Here is a 21,884-nt window from a genome sequence, read left to right on the forward strand (position 1 = left end):
GATCGCGCAACAAGAGGCATGTTTATGGGAAGAGAAAATCAAAAATGTAGAATTGATCGCGATTTGCTGTTGCGCATTATTTAATGCGGGCTTTGGTTGGAATGTCTTTTATTGAAGTGGTATTACATGAATAAGGTTTCGCTGTCGTTGTGGATTTCCACATATCTTCACTGTGTTTAATCACGTTTGCTAGTGCTTGTTTTAAGAAGTTTTGTATTTGAAACTTAATTAACCAGCCAGTGCCTTTAATTTTAGGGGAAAAAGTAATGCGATAATGAATTTTACTTTGGGTTGCATTGATACTTTTAAACTTTATCCACCCGCCATGTTCATTCACTGGAGCGCCTTGAATTATTTGATAGTGAATGTGTTCATTTTCTTTAAAATCAATGATTTGCTCTTGATATGTAAATGGCCCTTGAATGACTTCGCGTATAGCACCGATCCCATTAATCTCTGGTTTTCCTGAGCGAATCAACGAGTACTGAGCATTAAAAAAACGCCCTAATTTAGCGTGATCAGAAAGTAATGCAAAGAGGACGGTTTTAGGTACATTAGCGGTTACCTCTAAAGTAACGGTATGAATCGTCATTATCGTCTCCATAGCACTTAATTACATCTAACATACCATTTACAATTGGTTGTTGGAAGCCAAAGCGCAAGCTTTAAAGGGATTTTTTCTTTTTTATGATAGTATTAAAAGGAATGAATTGGTGATGATATTAATAATAAAAAGTGAAAATTGGCTGTTTTGATTAAATTTTTGAGAGGGTAGGACGTTGGTATAGATTGCCGATAGTTATAAAAATATACTTATTTTGCAATAGGTTAAGATTATCGTTAATAGGGTATGATCACTTGTATAATAAAATAAAGAGTTGAATCACAAAAAAAATCTATTTTAGTGGTTGTCAAATGAGCAAAAGATACATATATTAAATTGTCGATATAAATTGTTCGAGGTTTTTTAAAGTAAGAAAACGTAGCTGATAATATTTAGCTATGGTTGCATTTCAATACTTCCTATCGAACCCATATCTATAAAAATCATTTTAATAATCTACTGTGAACTTTTCTGATAGTTTGCTGCCTAAGATATATTAATAAAAAAAGATGTTCACAAAAAAACTATTGTGATGTCATGTTTATGTCACATCAAGTTGTTTAAGTAGAACAGATAAGTAAAGAGTAAGAACGGTATTAATTTTAGTGATATCAACCTTACTCATATAAGATTAATGAGAGGTTTTAAATGAAAACACGTAACCGTAGACAGTGGTTTTACTATAAAAATCAAACTACTAAAGTTGAAAAAGCATAATCAATGCTGACAGAAAGGCTTTCTTTTAGGTGATTCAGAAAGTCTTATACATTTAGCAAATCCCCCGTTAAATGTTCAAAATCTTAGTAATGTAAATTTAAATACTTATTGAGTATCAGTGGCCAGAAATAAATGAATATTTCTGGCTTTCTTATATTTAAAATTCGCATTTAACTATATTTAGATAGGCATTTAAATTAAAAGGCAAACGATTGCTATTTTTAAATGCAAAATAATCCAATGGCTTGTTAATTGATAATACGACCTTTTATTTTTGCATTATCTGGAATGCTTGTTATTTGAGTGCCCTTAATGTGGATATCGCCATCAACGATGATTTGATTAGGAAGTTTAGTTATTTTGCTGTTGTTTAAGTAAAGATCCCCTTTGACATAAAGGTTATCTGGAAGCGTTTGGATCTCCGTTCCCATTAAACTGAGATCTCCCTTTACTCTCATACCATAGTTAAGTGCTTTAATTTTTGAGTGAGCAAGGTTAACGAATCCATCGACGTTAAATACCACGGGGAGGTACTCAACTTCAGTATAAGCAAGATTAAGATTACCATTTACAGTCAGGCTACGTGGAAGTTGTGAAATCTTGCTTTTTTCAAGATTCAAGTTACCAGTGATCACAAGAGGATCGGGTAGTTGTATATCTCTACTATTTCTTAATGAGACATTGCCATATGAATCGACATAGTTCAGTAAGTGAATAGGTGAAAGAGCATAAGCATATAGCGGCGCAGAGCTAGCTAGCAATAAGAAAGTGGCGAACGTATGCAGCGTCAATCTTGTTTTTAATTGTTTTTTCATGATTTCGTTATTCGTCATGCTTGAGTTTGGTTGTTCACGAGTGATGTCCATATTATTGCTATCGTGTTTAAAGTGGTTAACTTTAATTATTACTTTATTAGTAATGAAATTTTGTTATTAGAGTAAATAGCGAAAGACTGTTTTGGAACCAAGCTCAACATAAACAAAGCATTCATTCTAAAAAGTCATTAGCTGACAGTCTACGCGAAAAATAAAAAGCATAGTAATGAACCAGAAATCGATTTTTATTTTCTAAATGAATTATCATGTGTTTGAAATAAATACTTACACTTGAAGTGCTTTTTAGACGTTTAAATTCAGCTCTATTCAGGTTGCATTTAGTTAATAAAATAGTGTTTTATTTGTTAAGTTTTCGTACAGGAGAGATGCTTTAGTTTTGTTGCTAACGAAAAGACACAGGTATTTTGAAAGCCAATTAATCTTCCCTTTAGATTAATGACTTTCACTAATAACAATAAGTTAGGAATAAAATCATGAAAAAGTCTATTTTATCTACGGTCGTTTTAGCAGGTATCGTATCAGCACCAGCGATGGCAACAAATGTGGAAACATTTATGGGTGGTGGTGTGGGTTATCAATTAGATAACTTTAAAGATGCAGCTAAAATGCATAGTGAAGATGCTAGCTATCAAATCCGTGGTGGTGTAATTGTCGATAACCATCATCGCTTAATGGCAACTTACGGTTATAAGAAAGATAAATTCAATATCGCTGAATCTGGAGAAGAAACTATCAAGGCTAAGCATAAGCAAGATTTATTTTTAGTTTCTTATGATTACCTAGTACCAGTCACTTCTAATATTAACCTTTTTGCTGGTGCGTCAATGGGTGCTGCTCATAATAAATTAACAGCTAAGACATCAGAAGCGAGTGGTAAAGATAGCTCTACTGATTTTGTATGGGGTGGACAGCTAGGTGCAATGGTTCAACTAACGGATAATATTTCATCAGATCTTACATACCGTTATCTTGATCAAAATTACAAAACAGATGGTGTTCGCTTAAAAGGAACAGAGCAAATTGTTTGGAGTGTTGATTATAAATTCTAATAAATTTAATTATTTATAAAAACGTAGCACCTCACATAAAGTGGGGTGCTATGCGATGTAGAAGCTAAAAGGTAAGCAATAAAATTATTTATTTGTTGTAATACTATAATCTGAATCATTACCACTAAGCATAAATGTATTGTCGATAAATCTTTTTATCCTGCCATTTTCAAGTTCGGATTGTTGCATAACACGAAAAGTTCTCTTGATTCCTTCTGCATCTATGGAGTGAGATAAATGCGTGTCTGTTATCTTAGTGCCGTCTTTTGAGGTAAAAAAGTTAACTACTTCAACTTTAACCTTTGCATTCTTTTTCAACCAGACCATACGTTGCTTAAAAGCATCAGATTCATATTCTTTATCGTTAATATTGATATAGCAATCTTCCGTAAAATAATGATGAAACTTTGATGTATCAGGGTTGACTAATATTTCCTGATATAACTTCTCGTAAGTTTTTATATTATCCCAGTCAGGAGCTCTTGATTCTGTCATTGAGTGTACCTTTTGTTGTTTTATTAAAGCTGTGGTTACTTTAACAGACTGTTTTATTTTGTTTTGATAGTACACGACAATTGCTAGTGATTTTTCGCCAAAGATTAAGCGACATCTTTAGTCATTATATCTGTCAATGTTACTTTTAATTGATCGTTAAATGCTCTTTTAGGGGGATCTTGTTCTAGATAAGTCGCTTTTTAGGAAGATACACAATGACGAAAATATGAATTCAGACAAAGTCGTATTATGATATGGCGCGTTTGAGATCATAGGCAGTAATAGTGAATAAGCAAAAGTTATTAAATCAGGTACAAATTAGGCTACAACAAATATTAGAAGCGGCGACTGAAGCGGCTTTACGTGCCTATAATACGGCGACTGATGATGAAAATGTTGCGGAAAATCAATATGACACATTGGCGCTTGAAGCGTCTTATTTAGCGCATGGTCAGGCACAAAGAGTAGAAGAGTGCAAAGCCGATATAACAGCTTATCAAGTATTACAAGCTAACTTACCTAAAGCCTTTGATACTGTACTACTTGGGCATATTGTAACGTTAGCTGATGAAGATGATAACGTGCGTTTTGTTTTTCTGGGCCCCAGCTCTGGTGGACTAGTCGTAACGTTTGATCAGTATTCTGTCACGATAGTGACACCAACTTCGCCATTTGGTGATGCATTGATTGGTCGTGAGATCGGTGAAGAAGTCGATGTTCATATTGGTGATAATGTCACTTGGTATGAAGTTATGGCGATCAATTAAATCATTTTATTTAAAGGTATCTCGGTATTTTTGATAATACTGATAAATATGCTCAATGAAGAGTTTCACTTTCATTGGTTGCTGTTTGGTATACGGATATACCGCATAAATGCCTAATGACTTCGCAACATAATCAGTGAGAACTTCAATCAAGCGACCTTTTTTAAGATCTTCAGCGACTAATACTTTGGGAATGTAGACTAAGCCTTGTCCGTGTAATGCCGCGCCACGTAAAGCAGAAGCGTTATTAGTGGTAAAGTTGCCTTTTACTTTAACGGTATGAATACCTAATGTATCTTCAATTAGCCATTCGTTCGCCCCTGTTTCTTGGAAGCTATAACCCAGACAGTTATGTTTTTCTAAATCATAAGGCTGTGTTGGTATGCCATATTGCTTGATATAGCTGGGGGATGCACATATCACCCAGCGAGCTTGAACCAATTGACGGGCAATAAAGCTTGAATCTGGCATTGCGCCTGTTCTTATCGCAATATCAAATCCTTCCTGTACTAAATCAACAAAGCGATTGTCGAGTTCCATTTCAATATGAATATCAGGATATTGACGGCTAAATGCTGCAATTGCTTCGGGTAAAATAAGTTCGCCCGAAATGGTAGGGACAGTAATACGGATTTTACCGGTTAAGCTTTCTCCCAATCCACTCATTGCATCTTCTGCATTTTGAACCGCATTGTAGACTTCTCTCGCATGATGATAAAAAACATCACCAGCTTCTGTCAGTGTCAATTTGCGTGTAGTCCGATAAATAAGCTGAACGCCTAACGCTTGTTCAAGTGCTGTGATACGTTTGCTTACCACCGATTTTGTTAAGCCAATGTGTTCGGCTGCTTTGCTAAAGGAGCCTTTATCAATTAGGTGATAAAAAAGGAGTAGATTACTCGTCGTTTTCATTTATTAGTGTACTTTTTTCAACAAACATGTGAATTAGTCAATATTTATCAACCATACAGAGTAAAGTAGAATATACCTATAAGAAATAAAACAATTAACTCGTATACATACATGGAGCCATGATGCAGCAGCCCTACCTTGAACTGATTGCGCTATTAGAACAACAAATAGATAAAAGTCGCATTATCACCGATCCAACACTCGCACTGGCCTATGGTACCGATGCTAGCTTTTACCGTTTAACACCTCAAGTTGTCCTTCAACTGGATAGTTTGCAAGAGGTGATTTTTGCCGTTAAAACGTGCTACGAGCGCCAAATTCCGGTGACATTTAGAGCTGCTGGTACTAGCTTATCTGGTCAAGCTCAGTCCGATTCTGTGTTAATCACGCTGACTCGAAATTGGCGTGATTATGAGATATTAAATGATGGTGAACAGATTTGGCTCCAGCCGGGAATCATTGGTGCTGAAGTCAATGCGTATTTAGCGCCATTTGGCCGTAAAATTGGCCCAGATCCTGGCTCAATCAATACCTGTAAAATTGGTGGTATTGTTGCTAACAATGCGTCAGGTATGTGTTGTGGCACTTCAGAGAATAGTTACCGCACAGTTGCTGGGATGACGGTTGTTTTAGCTGACGGTACAGTGCTAAATACATTAGATAGTGCCAGTGTTGAAGCTTTTAAACTCAGTCATGCAGAAATGATTGATGAGTTGATGACACTCGTCACCCAGTGTCAGGAAGATAGCGAACTGGCAGCTAAGATCCGCCATAAGTACCGTTTAAAAAACACCACAGGTTATAGTCTTAATTCACTGATTGACTTTGATGATCCAATTGACGTTTTGCAACACCTTTTCATTGGTTCAGAAGGCACATTAGGTTTTATTGCTGACGTAACTTACAATACAGTTGTGAATCATGCACACAAAGCATCTGGGTTGTTTGTTTTCAGTGATATTGAGATCACTTGCCTTGCAGTAAGTGAGTTGAGTAAAACTTCAGTCGCTGCGGTTGAATTAATGGATAGCCGTTCTTTAGCTTCTGTTGCCGACAAGCCAGGAATGCCAGGTTTTATCGCAGAGCTTGGTGAAAAAGGTGATACTGAAGCCGCGGCATTATTGATAGAGATTCATGCTGAGAATGAGGCTGCATTACAGCAACAAATTGAACAGTTGCTAGCTATTATTAATGGTTTCTCGCCGATTGCTCAGGTTGATTTTAGTCGTGATACCAAAACCTGTGAGCAGTTATGGGGGATCCGTAAAGAGCTATTCCCATCAGTGGGGGCTGTGCGAGAGACTGGAACCACAGTTATCATTGAAGATGTAGCCTTTCCGATTGAACAATTAGCCCCTGCTGTACGTGAACTACAGGAGTTATTTACTCAGTTCAATTACCATGAAGCGATCATTTTTGGTCACGCATTGGCGGGAAATCTACACTTTGTATTCACGCAGTCATTTGATAGCCAAGTAGAAATAACACGTTATAGTGATTTTATGGATGCAGTGGCTCAGTTAGTGGCCGTTGATTATAAAGGGTCATTAAAAGCAGAGCATGGTACTGGGCGTAATATGGCGCCGTTTATCGAGCTTGAGTGGGGCGCTGATGGCTATCAATTAATGCAAAATATTAAACGCATTTTTGATAAGCGCGGCATTTTAAACCCTGGTGTGATCATCAATGAAGACAAAGAATCACATATCAAAAACTTAAAAGGGATGCCTGAAGCGGATGAGTTGATTGATAAGTGTGTTGAATGTGGTTTCTGTGAGCCTGTTTGTCCTTCTCGTAATTTATCGTTAACACCACGCCAACGTAATACAGTATTTCGTGAAATCTCTCGCTTAAGAAAAACTAACGAAGATCCTAGCCGTCTTGCTCAGATGGAAAAAACCTATCGTTACTACGGCCTAGATACCTGTGCCGCAACAGGATTATGTGCCGATCGTTGCCCTGTTGGGATCAATACCGGCGATCTTGTTCGTAAATTACGTCAAAACCATACAGATAAAGCAAAACAAATTGCGAACTGGACTGCGGATCATTTTTCAACCGTTACGTCAGTAGCTAAAACTGGTTTAACTGTCGCAAATGGTATGCATAAGGTACTTGGCACTAATAAAATGCGTAAGTTGACGAAGGCGGCTTATGACTTATCGGGTCATCGTATTCCGATGTGGTCTTCACATATGCCTGTCGCGGTAAAATCCTCTGAAATGTTGAAAGTTAAAAAAGTGGGTCGAGAAAAGATCGTTTATTTCCCGAGTTGTTCTGCACGTACAATGGGCACTGAAGCGAATGCAAAAGATCCTCGACCATTAGTCGATGTGACGATCTCTCTGCTTGAAAAAGCGGGCTATGAAGTTGTTATTCCGAAGGATTTAAACAATCAATGTTGTGGTATGCCATATACCAGTAAAGGTTTTCCTGAAACGGCAGCGAAAAAAGCACAGCAATTAGAAAATGCGTTATGGGAAGCATCTAGCCAAGGAACCTATCCTGTATTAATGGATACCAGCCCTTGTGCAAGTACAGGAAAAGAAACACTACGCAGTGAAATTAAAATCTACGAGCCTTTTGAATTTGTCGCAAATTATGTGTTGCCAAAATTAGCTATAACACAGCAAGAAGAGCCTGTGATGTTACACATTACCTGTACTTCACGTCGTAAAGGGTTAGCTGGGGTGATGGAAAAAGTCACGAAAGCTTGTGCGAAGACAGTGATTATTCCAGATGACATTACCTGTTGCGGTTTTGCTGGCGATAAAGGTTTTACCAAACCAGAACTTAATGCAAGTTCACTAGCGCCTTTAAAACGTCAAGTACCTGTAGACTGTACTGAAGGTTATTCAAATAGTCGTACTTGTGAGTTAGGGCTATCTGAACATAGCGGGATAGAGTATCGCTCAATTCTCTATTTAGTTGATAAAGTCAGTATGTAAGTGATCAATTTTTAAATGAAAACGCTGATATGAAAGTATCAGCGTTTTTTTATGTTCAATGAGGGTTATTTATAAAATAAGGCTGTTTGGTTGGAACGCTATTTTAAATGACTTATTTTGATATATTACATTGCATAAATGATTGGCTGAAAGTTAAGAGAACATGTTGTTTTTTCGTATACTATTAGATCTATAACTCTATTTAAATATATAGATAGATTAGCCGATAGGTTCTTTTCGGATTTGTAATTTATACGTTATTACTCATCTAACGATGAGTGAATATTCAGCTATGGATTATAAATCCCATATAATATAAAGGGTTTAATATGCATTTTCACTCAACTGCTCGCGGTATTTTAATTAACGATGATGCAGTGCTTGTAACCCGAGTTAAAGGTGATGATAAAACATTTTTACCTGGTGGACATATTGATGCAAAAGAATCAGCAGCGACAACGGTGATTCGAGAATTGAATGAAGAAGCGAACTTAAAGGTTAACATTGATTGTTTTTTGGGGGCCGTAGAAAATAACTGGCATATAGGGCAAGAATTAAATACTGAACTATGCTTATTATTTTTATTGTCATCAAAAACAGATAATAATCTTGATACTATTAAGAGTTGTGAAGCTCATATCGATTATTTTTGGTTAAAAAAAGAAGATCTGGTAACGAGTAATTTATACCCATTAGCATTAAGAGAGTGGCTAATGTCTTCGCAATTAGAATTTACAAAATCCCAACCAGCATTTTGGGGCAGTGATTTGTAAATACGTGATTTATTACAACAATATATATTTATCATCTAGACTCAAATTTAGCGATATTTCAGCTAAATAGGATATTTTAATGGCAACGACTGATAACTCGCCGTCTGAACAACTTCAGACGCCAGAAAATGATTCACATATGTTCCGTAATCTATTAATTTTTGTACTTTTAGCGGCACTGTTAGGAACGGCTGGGTATTTTTATATTCGCCATCAAAAGTTATATCCAGCGACGGATGATGCCTATGTCCACGCCAATATTTTATATGTTGCACCACAAATTAGTGGCAAAGTACTTACAGTCAATGTGAATGATTACCAGCATGTAGCGGAAGGCGATTTATTATTATCGATTGATCCTGCTCCTTTTGAAATAGAGTTAGAAAAAGCAAAAGCTGCGTATGAAGTTGCGACACAAGAAAATAAAGCGACAGATGATGCAATTTTAGCGGCAAGTGCTAATGTACGATCAGCAGACGCTACGCTTGTTGATGTGCAAAAAAATTATCGTCGAGTAATGGATTTAGTGAATCGCAAATTATTACCTTTACAGGAAGGTGATGATGCTAAAGCTAAATTAGCCTCCGCTCAAACAGCATTAGAAGCTGCGCGTGCTAAAATGAGCCAGTTAATTAACCAGCAAGGTGCTAAAGGTGATGAAGCGCCTCAGGTTAAGCAAGCGGCGGCAGCATTAAGCCAAGCGACGTTGAATTTATCCTACACCAATATTTATGCTCCCCATGACGGTAGTTTAGGTAAGGTGAGTGTCCGACCTGGCAGTATTGTATCGCCAGGGTTATCTGTCATGCCTTTAATTGAAGATAATACGGCGTGGCTTCAAGCTAATTACAAAGAAAAGTCGATTGGTTTATTAAAACCAGGCATGAAAGCCAGTATTGTTTTAGATATGTACCCAGATGTGACATATCAAGGCCACGTTATTGCCTTATCACCAGCAAGCGGTTCATCGTTCTCATTACTCCCTCCTGAAAACGCAACGGGTAATTGGGTTAAAGTACCTCAACGTTTCCCTGTTCGTATTCAATTTGATGATTTAAAAGGTAAGCCTTTACTTCGTGTTGGAGCGAGTGCGGAAGTCACTATTGATACGTTAACAGAGACTAAGTAATGACGGGTGCTACGTTAACGCCAGCCAATCGGTTGTTGATCACTTTTGCTGTCATGCTATCTGCCATTATGGTGCTGATAGACATGACTATCGCGAATGTTGCTTTGCCTCATATGATGGGAGCGTTAGGCGTAACTTCAGAGCAAGTAACATGGGTGTTAACCTCATATTCGATGGCAGAAGCGATCTTCATTCCTTTAGCGAGCTATTTGGCGCTTAAACTTGGAGTACGTAAATTATTGCTCTTTTCGGTTGCCGGTTTTGTGGCTATGTCTGCTTTATGTGGACAGGCTGACAGCCTTGCTGAAATGGTAACTTTTCGAATATTTCAAGGCGCGTTCGGCGCATCAGTGATCCCCTTATCACAATCTATCATGGTGCAAATATATCCGCCTGAAGAACGTGGTAAAGCAATGGCGTTATTCAGTGTTGGGATATTATTAGGGCCTATTTTAGGCCCTACCGTTGGCGGTATCATTACCGAAAATATGGATTGGCGCTGGATTTTTTACGTTAATGTACCCATTGGTTTGATTTGTTTATCTCTGCTTTATTTCTTTGTGAAGTTAGATGGACGCGGTAAGAGCAAACTAGATTGGCCTTTAGTGATAGGTATGACTATCGGTATTGGGCTGTTACAAATGGTATTAGACAGAGGTAATGAAGAAGGATGGTTTGAATCTAACTTTATTCTGTTCTCTGCGGTGATCAGCGTTATCGCGTGGATTTTCTTTATCGCACGCTCATGGATCACTAAAGGCGATGTTGCTCCTATGTGGTTGCTTAAAGATAGAAACCTTGCTGTTTCTTGTTTAATGATGGCTGGCTTCTCAATGGGGATGTTTGGTATTACCCAATTACAACCTATGATGCTAGAACAGTTACTACATTACCCAGTAGAAGCAACAGGGTTTGCCATGGCGCCTAGGGGATTAACCTCTGCAATTGTACTACTAGTGATTGCTAGATTTATGGATAGATTAGATCCACGTATGCTAGTAGCAGTAGGGCTCGGTTTTAATATTCTTGGTACATACTTAATGATGCAGTATTCAATGAATATTGATTATTACTGGGTAGTAATGCCATCGATTGTTCAGGGGTTAGGGATGGGGCTTGTATTCGCACCATTAAGCCAAATGGCATATCGAACATTAAGTCATACAGATACAATTGGTGGTGCGGTTATTTTCAACCTTTGCCGAACCATTGGTGGTTCATTTGGTATCTCTATTGTTAATACGTATTTTACACGAACAGAGCAACGAGAGTGGCATGCCTTAGGGGCGGATTTAACATTAACTAATCCGCAATTACAGCAGCAGGCAATGATGCAGCATACAACTGTAACCGATCCTCATTTTATCGCCCAAATCAGTGAGCTATTACATCAGCAGTCAACTTTGCTTGCTTTTGTGTATACCTTTGGATTTATTTTTGTCTCTTACATTGTGCTGTTACCACTCTTAACACTGTTCAAGTTTAAGAAAACATAGTCAGTGCCTAAGAATGTAAATATACATTAATCGAGTGATAGAAAAAAAGCAGATCAATAATGATCTGCTTTTTTATAGGTGATATGTGTATTAAATCATTTTAAATCAGTTAGTTATAATTTATTTTGGTTTTTTTTATAAAAAACAGTTTACAGTCAATACATTTAATGTGATGATGTCTTCGCTCTGTTGTTCAGAGTTATTAATGAAAAGTTAAGTTAAAGAAAATCTCCAGAAGTATCTTCGTTTAGTTGTACCTTTGTGTTTCCTTCGCTTCATCATATTTAATAATTCAAGCTTTCAGTGCATCGCAATTTTGCGATATTTTCTATGAATTTTATATAAGGGACACATTATGTCTAAGTCAACTGGTATCGTTAAGTGGTTCAACGAAGAGAAAGGTTTTGGTTTCATTACTCAAGACAACGGCGGTGCTGACGTATTCGTTCACTTCCGTGCTATCGCTTCTGAAGGTTTCAAAACTCTTGCTGAAGGCCAAAAAGTGTCTTTTGAAGTAGAGCAAGGCCAAAAAGGTCTTCAAGCTGCAAACGTTGTAGCTCTTTAATTTTATAGTTTCTATAAGATTTCTAAGTGGTGTAACTTGTTACACCACTTAATCCAAAAATATCTTCTGCGCTACACTCTTCGAAATACTTTACTCATCTTTGTTTTACTTCTTAGCAGTTTTGCTAATCGCTATATTCATAATCTTCATTAAAAATTCATAACGCTATAAAACCGTTGATAATTAGCTTTACTAATGTCATAGCTAAAATTCATCAACGCGACAATTTAAAGAGGTATATTATGATTATCAACTTCAAGGTTAATGATCTTAGCTGGAATGCATCTATGCATCAGTTAAATAGTGATGTATTGCGCCGACATGTTTTAATTAACGGTAAGCTAGATACATTAGATGTCAACTTTACGTACTGTGAACAATCAGAAAAAGGCATTATTACTAATCACAATAATAAAGAGATTGGGCATTTTTCAATTGTTGATTAAGGTTTAAAATAACATGTTTGCAAGTCATGGTTTATTTAAAGCAGAGAGGCAGAACGGGGTGTCTGCCTTAAACTAAAACTAGCAAATAGTTACCCGTTAGTAAGTAAAAATCATCATTTGTCTATGGTTATGTTGGCTTACATACACTTCCTTTATTTTCCCATATTGCCAACAACAATCACTTCTTGCCTTGGCTATTCTGCAACTTCTCCTCCTCGTTAACAAAAACATTTAATGCCACACCGATGCGATAAAGTGCATTCGATGACGGCTTAATGTTCAACATACCTATTTTGTCGATGATCCTGACACATTTATTCGTATCCATGATTGAAACTATATGTAGGCTACTTACTTGGTGAGTGTCATTCTCTATGTGTAGTAAAGGGCTAGGTTGATTTTGGCACTGAATTGAATGTGCAAAAGGTAGGATAATGTGGCGCTCGTTATAAAAAAGCTGCAGAACGTTGCGCTCTACAGCTTATTAATAAACCAGTGAGATCTTAATGATTTTCAGCTAGTAGTTGTTCTTGTGTCTGATGACGTGTCGAATATAGTTTGTAGCTCATAATAACAATCACTAATGCTTTAATGATCATCATTTGTGGATTGCCATAATATCCGGCCATACCAACAAAACCTGATGTCAGCATTAACATGCGATAATTTTTCAGTGAAGTCATATAAAGCGCGGCAACAATAACGGCTAAATCTAAATATTGTAATGCGACAGTAATCGTTGGCTCTGCAATGAAAGCACTAATAGCAACGTAAGTTATATATATAATGGCAGATGCCATAATGGCAGCGAGTGTGTGGACTATTGCCTTCCCCATTTTGGTGAAGTCTTTTACATAGCGATAAGCATTAATCGCATTAACGGAAAGGTTTAAAATTACTTTCGGCCACCATCCCATTAGAATTGACCAAACAGTATCATTTGTTGCAGATGCAAAAGCAGCATAACGAGTGAATTTCATGCTGTTAAATATAGTAAGCAGGATATATAAGACGACGGAAGTCCAGCCTAATACTTCTTTTAATAGATCAACCAATGTAAATATCTCTCAGTGATGTCATTGATAGTAATGACATTTAATAGTGCTTGATTCTGTTTATTAACGTTTAAGCAACATTAGTTACTTGTTGTTAAGCTAATTTCGAGGGATCCTACCACAGTTGTCATTTCCATGACATTAGATGAAGCTTCATATTTCAACTAATTTCTTCTTATACGGAATGAATTAAATGTGCTGAGTTCACATAAATTATATCTTGTTCAACGAATCGTTATTCTTGATTAGTACGTATAAATACGTAGTGTAAGTTATTTTATAACTTATTGATAAATAATAATTTAAATTTTATCGATACGATTTTATACGTGGTTTTCTTTTTGTATTTATTAACGGTTTTTAACTTTTAATCCGTAGTCCTTCTCATTTTATCTTGTATAGCGTTAAGCCAAAGTATGTTGAACATCATTTTGTAGCCTAATCATATAAAGCAAGGATGAGAGAATGACTATTATTGGTAGCGTAGTGAAACGTGTGGTGAAAAAAAGCCTAATCGTTGCACTAGGGTGTGTTGCTATTCTGGCAACAAGCGCACAAGCATCAGAAAAAGTATACCGTTTAAAATTAGCTGAAACATGGGGACCCAATTTTCCGATCTTTGGTGATGCCACAAAGAACATGGCGGCGATGGCAGAAAAAATGTCTAACGGCCGTTTGAAAATTCGTATTGACTCTGCCAATAAGCACAAAGCACCACTTGGTATCTTCGATATGGTGAAATCTGGTCAATACGATATGGGACATTCAGGATCGTATTACTGGAAGGGGAAGGTTCCAAACACCTTATACTTTACCTCTATGCCTTTTGGTATGACCCCTGCTGAGCAATATGCGTGGTTCTATCATGGTGGTGGTATGGAGTTGATGGAGCAAGTCTATTCACCTCATAACTTGCTTTCATTTCCTGGCGGTAATTCAGATATTCAAATGGGGGGATGGTTTCAAAAAGAGATCAATACCGTTGATGATCTGAAAGGGTTGAAAATGAGAATCCCTGGTTTTGCGGGTGAAATTCTTGCTGAAGTTGGTGCTAAGCCAACCAATATTGCACCAGGAGAGCTCTATACTTCACTTGAGCGAAATACCATTGATGCGCTTGAGTGGGTAGGCCCATCATTAGATTTGCGCATGGGTTTTCATAAAATAGCACCTTATTACTACACAGGTTGGCATGAGCCAGGATCAGAATTACAGTTCCTAGTGAATAAGCGCACATGGGAGCGTCTACCTGCCGATCTTCAAGAGATCTTACGTGTTGCAATGCGTACTGCGGCTTATGATATGTATACCCAAGCTACTCATGCAAGCGGTAAAAACTGGTCAACAATTCAACAAACTTACCCTGATATAAAAGTGAAAGATTTCCCGCCAGCAGTGATGAAAGCATTACGTGACGCGAATGATCGCCTCCTTGCACAACATGCAGAAAAAGATGAACAAGCAAAAGCGATCCAAAAATCACAAGCGGATTATCTAAACCAGGTACGTTCATGGACCAATATATCTCATCGTGCCTACCTTAATAGCCAAGCGCAATAAGTCTGTTTAAATAAGGACGTTATTATCCTGCCATTTATGCATATAAGATCGCAGTTATGCGTATTTGGTGGGATTCCATGGAGTAAGGAATGAAAAGTCTGATTACGCTAGAGCGTTTTTTTAATCGTATTGGTGATGTGCTCGGTTGGTTTGCCAGTATCCTATTTATATTATTATTAGTTAATGTCGTTTATGACGTTGTTATGCGCTACGTTTTTAATGATGTTTCCATTGCCCTTCAAGAAATGGAATGGCACCTGTTTTCCGCTGTGTTTTTACTTGGCGTTCCTTACGCGATCCGTTCTGCGGGACATGTTCGTGTTGATGTTTTTTATGAGCGTCTATCCCGTAAAAGCCAAGCGATCATTGATATTTTAGGTACACTTTTCTTTTTACTACCTTTTTGTTTACTGGTGGCATGGTATGGCATTGATTTCGCCAAAGAGAGCTATGCATTAGGCGAAACATCTGGCGATCCTGGTGGTCTTGCTTATCGATGGATAATTAAAGCAATGATCCCTCTCTCATTTGGCTTAATGGCGATCAGCGGTTTAGGGCTGGTTGTTCACTCATTAAATACCTTATTTAATCCGCACCACGCGGCATTAAAACAAGATCAGTAAAGGAATACGTCAATGATCGGAATCGTGATGTTTTTTGTCGCATTATTTGCCTTATTACTGGGCTTTCCTGTGGCATTTACTTTTGGCGGAATAGCCTTAATTTTTGGTGTTTGGGCTGAAGGTTTCGATATGTTTGCATTTATGCCTTATCGCATTCAGTCAATCATGGAAAATACGGTGCTTATGGCGGTGCCTCTGTTTGTTTTTATGGGCTTAGTGCTCCAGAAAACCCGTTTAGCTGAGCAGTTATTAGAGTCAATGGGGCGTCTGTTTGGTGGCGTTCGTGGTGGTATTGCAATTTCGACTGTACTCGTTGGTGCATTACTCGCGGCATCAACGGGTGTGGTCGGGGCATCTGTTGTTGCGATGGGGCTTATCTCATTACCCGTTATGCTCAAATATAATTACGATAAAGGCCTTGCGTGTGGAACTATCTGTGCATCGGGAACATTAGGACAAATTATTCCACCATCGATTGTATTAATACTATTAGGTGATGTGCTAGGTGTGCCTGTTGGTGATTTATTTCAAGCGGCTATTTTACCGGGTTTTGTATTGGTAGGTGCGTACGTCGCTTATATTTTAATTTATGCCAAGCTTAACCCTGAAGCGGCACAGCCAATTGAGCGAGATGACAGCATTAGTCGTTCGCAAGAGGTTTTTACTGCGTTAAAAGCGGTTATTCCACCATTAGCGTTAATTATCGTGGTGCTAGGTTCTATTTTTGCAGGTATTGCGACGCCTACAGAGTCTGCTGCATTAGGTGGATTTGGCGCGATTGTGTTAGCAATTTTATATCGCATGTTTAGTTGGAAAATGATCTATGAGGCAGCAAAAGAAACGGTAAAAGTCACGGCAATGGTCTTTGCTATTTTGTTAGGTGCGACCGCATTTTCGATGGCATTTACCTACACTGGTGGTGATTACTTAGTTGAAGAATGGATGATGGCGCTACCCGGTGAAAAGTGGGGATTTTTGATCATCACTATGCTGGTTATTTTAATACTTGGTTTCTTTATCGATTTTGTTGAGATCTGTTTCATTATCGTACCGATTTTAGCGCCTGTTGCCGAAGCGATGGGATTAAATATGACTTGGTTTGCCATACTTGTCGCGATGAACCTTCAAACTTCATTTTTAACACCACCATTTGGTTTTAGTTTGTTTTACTTGAAAGGTGTTGCACCTGCAGGTGTCACGACACGTGATATTTACCGTGGAGTTATGCCATTTATCGCTATTCAAATTGCGGTACTGGCTTCTATTTTGATTTTCCCTAATTTCTATGGCATGGGTTAATATTGATAATGTGATCTATAAAAGTAAAAAATGATAATAAATTGTTAATATGAGCTGGTGGTAAAACATCAGCTTTTTGCTGTTTGGAGGTCTCTATGCCATTAAAAGCAAAATTGATCTTATTAACCTTATTACCGTTACTGATTGTGACTGTCAGTATCAGTTGGATATCGATTTATCAGGCAAAAACCTTAGGCCAGAAAGAAGTCACTGTTTTTCGTGATAGTTTAATTGATGCCAAAGAAGCAGCATTGAAAGATAGCGTTGATCTTGCTTTAAATGCCATTTCCCATATTTATCATGATTCTACAATTGATGTTGATATAGCGCAGCAGCGTGTTAAAGCAATATTGACTAATTTACGTTATGGAAAAGACGGTTACTTTTTTGTTTATGATAAAAATGGAGTCAGTTTAGTTCATCCGATCATGCCTGAGTTGATTGGTAAAAATCTTATTAAGATACAAGATGAACAAGGCGATTTTTTAATTGCTTCTTTGTTATCGCAAGCACAAAGTGGGGGGGGCTATCATCAGTATTTATGGCAGAAACCATCAACGGGAGAAACGGTTACTAAGTTAAGTTATTCCGCATGGTTAGATAAATGGGATTGGATGATTGGTACCGGATTATATATTGAAGATGTCAGCCAAGATGTCGCGATTATGCAGCAAGCGATTAACCATAATATTGATACGATCTTCTTTTCCATTGTGGTGATATTAACAATAACTGTCGCAGTAATTATCGTGATCACATTGGCAATTAACTTACATGAACATCGATTGGCTGATAGAAATCTTAAAGAGTTAGCGCATAAAACGGTCTTATTTCAAGAAGCTGAAAAAAAACATGTCGCCCGAGAATTACATGATGGGATCAATCAGTTATTAGTCTCAAGTAAATGTCACTTAGAGTTACTTAGCCTTCAGTCCATTGATGTAAAGTTTGTCGATTACCTGAATAAATCGATGCATTCCTTAACATTAGCGATTAATGAAGTAAGGCATATTTCTCATAAATTACGCCCAAGCTCTCTGGATGATATTGGTTTAGAAGCGGCACTCACCACATTATTACAAGACTATCAATCTCACGCCGGTACATCAGTTGATATGCTATTTGATACAAAGGCTGGAAAGCTAGACTCTGATGTTGCAACAACACTTTATCGGGTAGTACAAGAATCGCTAAATAATATTGTTAAGCACGCAGATGCGACGCATGTTGAAGTGCATTTGAAACAACTTGGAAAGTTATTGCAATTGATCATTCGAGATAATGGAAAAGGATTTGATAGCCAAAATCGTTATCATTTAAAAGGGATTGGTTTGCGAAATATGCGCGAGCGAGTGGAGTTTATTGGTGGCGAGTTTGATCTTAATAGTGAGCCCGGATTTGGTACTGAACTCACCGTATTATTAAACTTGGATGGTTTAGTGTATGACAGAACAAACGATTAAAATTGTGATAGTCGATGATCATCAAGTGGTGATTGATGGTTTTATGGCAAGGTTACAATTAGAGCCTGATATCGAGGTCATTGGTACTGCAAGTAATGGCTTAGAGGCACTAGATACCGTCAGTTATCTTCAACCTGACGTTATTTTAATGGATATCAGTATGCCCATCATGAACGGTATTGATGCAACAGAGCAAATTAAAAAAACACTGCCTAATGCAAAAGTATTGATGCTGACGATGCATGATAACCGTGAATATATCATGAAGGTAATGCAGGTTGGTGCAATGGGCTATATGTTGAAAGAAATTTCGGCAGAAAAAATGGTTCAAGCGATTAAAACAGTGAATCAAGGTGCGACATATTTTTGTGAAACGACGAGCCAAACTATTTTTACTCAGACATCTTCACCAGTGAAAAGCCCTGATATTAATCCTTTGAGCCGTCGCGAAGAAAGGGTACTTAAACATGTTGCCGAAGGGCTGAGCAGTAAGCAAATTGCTAAAGCATTAGAGATTAGTTATCGGACCGTTGAGACGCATCGTCAGAATATAAAACATAAGCTTGAATTGCATTCAACAGCCGAGTTAGCGAAATATGCATTAGAAAAAGGGCTTATTGAATAGTATCCAATTATTTTGAAAAAATAGATCTTTCATTATTTATTTACTATATCAATCGCAAAAAATAGTTTTGGTTGTTTAATTCTTATATAAGTTATTTGTAAAGTAAGTTCTTATTGTGTTGATAAGGATTTCAAATGAAAAAAATTATAATAATGAATACCTTAGTCTTTCTAAGTTTGCTAGGTTGTGGTGGTGGAGATAGCGGCGATACAGAAAATAAAGGTGATACAAGTATAACCAAAGATAGAAATAGTAAACCTAAATTGAATGGAAGTAATGTTTATTACTACATTGGTAATGATGCTCTCACTCAAAAGTTACCTATCACTGACCAAGATGGTGATAGAGTAACGTTTGAAATCATTAACTCTCCAAAAAGTGGTAACTTTTCAATTGATAATGAAAATAGTGAATTTACATTTATATCTAATTTGTCATCAATAAAAGAAGAGGTTGTTTCTTTAATCGCTTCGGATGGTATTGATGAAACTGAATTTGAGATTACTTTAAAGCCTGAGTTGGTACTTAAACCTGAAGAATTTGAAAGCTTAAACAATATAGTTGAAGGAAAGTTTGAATTTATTGCCGGCGCTGATGTTGAGTTTAGCTATAACGTAATATCAGATGATAATACTCCGTCGTTTATACCGTTAATAAGTGATGTAAATAGAGCGCAAATACCTGATGTCAATTCTTTTGTAATTAATAACGATGGTTCTTTTAAATTAACGGCACAGCCTTATTCAGAGCCCATTTATATTGATGTTACGTTAACAAGTAACAATAAAACGGTAACTGCTCAAATAAAGTATTTAACAGAGCAAAAGAATATCAATATTGATGCTTTTTCCGATCCATTATATTTCCAACAATGGCATCTAAATAATACAGGTCAAGATGCTTACGCGTTATCAAAGGCAAGTGAAGGATTTGATATTAATATTGGCCAACTGCACGCTCAAGGGATAACCGGAAAGGATATTCATGTCGCTATTGTTGATTCCGGTATAGAAATTGCGCATGAAGATTTAGTTGAGAATGTTATTCCTGGTATGTCATATGATTTCGTCGAGCAGGATAATGATCCTAGTCCGAATCAATATGAAACAGATGGTGATCATGGCACCTCAGTTGCGGGGTTAACCGCTGCTGTTGGTTTTAATGGTAAAGGGGGGCGCGGTGTTGCTCCATCTGCATCTTTGTCTGGTTTTAATTTCCTGAAAGTACAAGGTCTGGATGTGTTTTATGAAACTCATGGTGGTGATAAAACTCAAACTGCTGACGTTATAAATCAAAGTTATGGCTTTAATAGCAATATATTTTTTCCAGTCAGTTATTTATCTAATGAAACGCTGATTTTAAAATCTTATTATGAAACGGCGAGTAAACCAGCGTTAATGATCAAATCTGCAGGCAATGGCTTTCAAGAATTAGGTTTCTATTGGCGTGTGAATAGTTCCGAAGAGGAAGCGCGACTACCTGCTCAAATCGCTAATTCGGATCCTGAAAGTGCGAGTTTTTATAATACGGTCGTTTCTGCTTTAAATGCCAATAGAGAAACACCATTATCGAGCTATTCAACGGTAGGAGCTTCTGTACTGTTTGCGGCCCCTGGTGGAGAATATGGCTTTGAATATCCTGCTATGATAACAACGGATGTTGCTGGCTGTGACCGAGGATATTCAATTGAGTATGGATTTGGCGGCTATTCTGGTGGATTAGATGATGAAATACAGAGTGAATCAGAGTGTAGCTATACTTCAAGATTTAATGGTACATCATCTGCTGCGCCTGTAGCATCTGGGGTTGCAGCATTAATTATGCAATCAAATCCTGAATTATCGTGGCGTGATGTGAGATATATCATGGCAAAAACAGCCACAAAAATAGATTTAGATTTTGTGCCTGTTATTTTATCACAAGATGGAGAGCAGTATATTGCAGAACCCGGTTGGGTTACTAACGGGGCTGGGAATCGTTATCATAACTGGTATGGCTATGGCATGATTAATGCTGTTGAAGCTGTACAAATGGCAACTCGAAATTATACTTTATTACCTCCGTTGATTGAGTCGGAATTTATCACTAGTGATGTTATCGGAGCTGTTGAAATTCCAGAAAATTTTGAAGGAATAACAAAACAAATTGAAATTACCGATGATATAACAATTGAGGCTATTCAATTAAAACTTGATTTAGACCATGAAAGAATGAGTGATATCGCCGTTGAAGTTATTTCCCCTTCAGGTACACGATCTGTTGTTGCGACACCAAGACATTTACATTATCTCAATCCGAAATATTACTTTGGATATGATGCTGAAATTCTATTTCTTAGTCATGCATTTTTAGATGAAGTTGCTGCAGGTATTTGGACTGTTAAGATTGTTGATACAAATAAAAACACCATGAAAATAGCTGATTACGATGATAACGAGCTGGAATTGCCTAACAACTATTTCTCAGGTTTGTTATTTGATGCCAGTATCAAAGTTTATGGACATAAATAAGGATTTATCGTT

General features: G+C 37.3%; 20 protein-coding genes. 14 read left to right on the plus strand and 6 right to left on the minus strand.

What is annotated here, in order from left to right:
* Positions 1-76: 76 nt before the first annotated feature.
* Both C9J45_RS15350 and C9J45_RS15355 read right to left on the minus strand, forming a co-directional pair.
* Positions 77-592 (minus strand): SRPBCC family protein, encoded by a 516-nt coding sequence (locus C9J45_RS15350; RefSeq protein ID WP_107292739.1) that lies wholly within the window; start codon positions 590-592, stop codon positions 77-79.
* 977 nt (positions 593-1,569) lie between these two features.
* The gene (locus tag C9J45_RS15355) at positions 1,570-2,187 is read right to left on the minus strand and encodes a hypothetical protein (RefSeq protein WP_107207044.1); all 618 of its coding nucleotides are present in this window, start codon (positions 2,185-2,187) and stop codon (positions 1,570-1,572) included.
* 443 nt (positions 2,188-2,630) lie between these two features.
* Here C9J45_RS15355 and C9J45_RS15360 point away from each other — a divergent pair, with 443 nt between their 5' ends.
* Positions 2,631-3,206, plus strand: a complete 576-nt coding sequence (locus C9J45_RS15360) for a porin family protein (RefSeq protein WP_107207043.1) — start codon at positions 2,631-2,633, stop codon at positions 3,204-3,206.
* Between the two features lie 84 nt (positions 3,207-3,290).
* Here the strand turns inward: C9J45_RS15360 and C9J45_RS15365 are convergent, their stop codons facing one another.
* A complete protein-coding gene (locus C9J45_RS15365) occupies positions 3,291-3,701 on the minus strand; it encodes a hypothetical protein (protein ID WP_107292740.1) in 411 nt (136 codons plus the stop codon).
* A 284-nt stretch (positions 3,702-3,985) separates the two neighbouring features.
* Here C9J45_RS15365 and C9J45_RS15370 point away from each other — a divergent pair, with 284 nt between their 5' ends.
* Complete coding sequence (locus C9J45_RS15370) at positions 3,986-4,468, plus strand: GreA/GreB family elongation factor (protein ID WP_107287359.1); 483 nt, start codon at positions 3,986-3,988, stop codon at positions 4,466-4,468.
* 6 nt (positions 4,469-4,474) lie between these two features.
* Here C9J45_RS15370 and C9J45_RS15375 read toward each other — a convergent pair whose 3' ends face one another.
* On the minus strand, positions 4,475-5,380 hold the full coding sequence (locus C9J45_RS15375) for a LysR family transcriptional regulator (protein WP_107292741.1): 906 nt from the start codon (positions 5,378-5,380) through the stop codon (positions 4,475-4,477).
* A gap of 122 nt (positions 5,381-5,502) precedes the next feature.
* Between C9J45_RS15375 and C9J45_RS15380 the strand changes: the two genes are divergently transcribed.
* The 6 genes from C9J45_RS15380 to C9J45_RS15405 all read left to right on the plus strand — a co-directional run bounded on the left by C9J45_RS15380 (position 5,503) and on the right by C9J45_RS15405 (position 12,737).
* A complete protein-coding gene (locus tag C9J45_RS15380) occupies positions 5,503-8,328 on the plus strand; it encodes an FAD-binding and (Fe-S)-binding domain-containing protein (protein WP_107292742.1) in 2,826 nt (941 codons plus the stop codon).
* A gap of 329 nt (positions 8,329-8,657) precedes the next feature.
* On the plus strand, positions 8,658-9,101 hold the full coding sequence (locus tag C9J45_RS15385; protein ID WP_107207038.1) for an NUDIX domain-containing protein: 444 nt from the start codon (positions 8,658-8,660) through the stop codon (positions 9,099-9,101).
* Between the two features lie 79 nt (positions 9,102-9,180).
* Positions 9,181-10,230, plus strand: a complete 1,050-nt coding sequence (locus C9J45_RS15390) for an HlyD family secretion protein (protein ID WP_107246859.1) — start codon at positions 9,181-9,183, stop codon at positions 10,228-10,230.
* Complete coding sequence (locus C9J45_RS15395) at positions 10,230-11,726, plus strand: DHA2 family efflux MFS transporter permease subunit (RefSeq protein ID WP_107207036.1); 1,497 nt, start codon at positions 10,230-10,232, stop codon at positions 11,724-11,726. The genes C9J45_RS15390 and C9J45_RS15395 overlap by 1 nt, the downstream gene beginning before the upstream one ends.
* Before the next feature lie 355 nt (positions 11,727-12,081).
* Positions 12,082-12,291, plus strand: a complete 210-nt coding sequence (locus tag C9J45_RS15400) for a cold-shock protein (protein WP_005364106.1) — start codon at positions 12,082-12,084, stop codon at positions 12,289-12,291.
* Between the two features lie 242 nt (positions 12,292-12,533).
* On the plus strand, positions 12,534-12,737 hold the full coding sequence (locus C9J45_RS15405) for a hypothetical protein (protein WP_107246857.1): 204 nt from the start codon (positions 12,534-12,536) through the stop codon (positions 12,735-12,737).
* A gap of 178 nt (positions 12,738-12,915) precedes the next feature.
* Here C9J45_RS15405 and C9J45_RS21560 read toward each other — a convergent pair whose 3' ends face one another.
* Entirely contained in the window at positions 12,916-13,065 is a 150-nt protein-coding gene (locus C9J45_RS21560; RefSeq protein ID WP_158260228.1) for a hypothetical protein, read from the minus strand.
* Positions 13,066-13,240: 175 nt separating this feature from the next.
* Positions 13,241-13,792 (minus strand): hypothetical protein, encoded by a 552-nt coding sequence (locus C9J45_RS15410; protein ID WP_107207034.1) that lies wholly within the window; start codon positions 13,790-13,792, stop codon positions 13,241-13,243.
* A 465-nt stretch (positions 13,793-14,257) separates the two neighbouring features.
* Here C9J45_RS15410 and C9J45_RS15415 point away from each other — a divergent pair, with 465 nt between their 5' ends.
* The 6 genes from C9J45_RS15415 to C9J45_RS15440 all read left to right on the plus strand — a co-directional run bounded on the left by C9J45_RS15415 (position 14,258) and on the right by C9J45_RS15440 (position 21,872).
* Positions 14,258-15,352 carry a TRAP transporter substrate-binding protein gene (locus tag C9J45_RS15415; protein WP_107207033.1) on the plus strand — a complete coding sequence of 365 codons (1,095 nt, stop codon included), beginning with the start codon at positions 14,258-14,260 and terminating at the stop codon, positions 15,350-15,352.
* A gap of 89 nt (positions 15,353-15,441) precedes the next feature.
* Positions 15,442-15,975 (plus strand): TRAP transporter small permease subunit, encoded by a 534-nt coding sequence (locus C9J45_RS15420; protein WP_107207032.1) that lies wholly within the window; start codon positions 15,442-15,444, stop codon positions 15,973-15,975.
* A gap of 12 nt (positions 15,976-15,987) precedes the next feature.
* On the plus strand, positions 15,988-17,274 hold the full coding sequence (locus C9J45_RS15425) for a TRAP transporter large permease subunit (RefSeq protein WP_045149978.1): 1,287 nt from the start codon (positions 15,988-15,990) through the stop codon (positions 17,272-17,274).
* A 95-nt stretch (positions 17,275-17,369) separates the two neighbouring features.
* Positions 17,370-18,737, plus strand: coding sequence for a cache domain-containing protein (locus tag C9J45_RS15430; protein ID WP_107207031.1), 1,368 nt, complete (start codon positions 17,370-17,372; stop codon positions 18,735-18,737).
* Positions 18,718-19,362 carry a response regulator transcription factor gene (locus C9J45_RS15435; protein ID WP_107207030.1) on the plus strand — a complete coding sequence of 215 codons (645 nt, stop codon included), beginning with the start codon at positions 18,718-18,720 and terminating at the stop codon, positions 19,360-19,362. Before C9J45_RS15430 ends, C9J45_RS15435 begins: the two co-directional genes overlap by 20 nt.
* Before the next feature lie 134 nt (positions 19,363-19,496).
* The gene (locus tag C9J45_RS15440) at positions 19,497-21,872 is read left to right on the plus strand and encodes a S8 family serine peptidase (RefSeq protein ID WP_107292743.1); all 2,376 of its coding nucleotides are present in this window, start codon (positions 19,497-19,499) and stop codon (positions 21,870-21,872) included.
* The last annotated feature ends 12 nt before the right edge of the window (positions 21,873-21,884 follow it).

This window comes from Photobacterium sp. GB-1 (assembly GCF_003026165.1).
Classification (GTDB): domain Bacteria; phylum Pseudomonadota; class Gammaproteobacteria; order Enterobacterales; family Vibrionaceae; genus Photobacterium.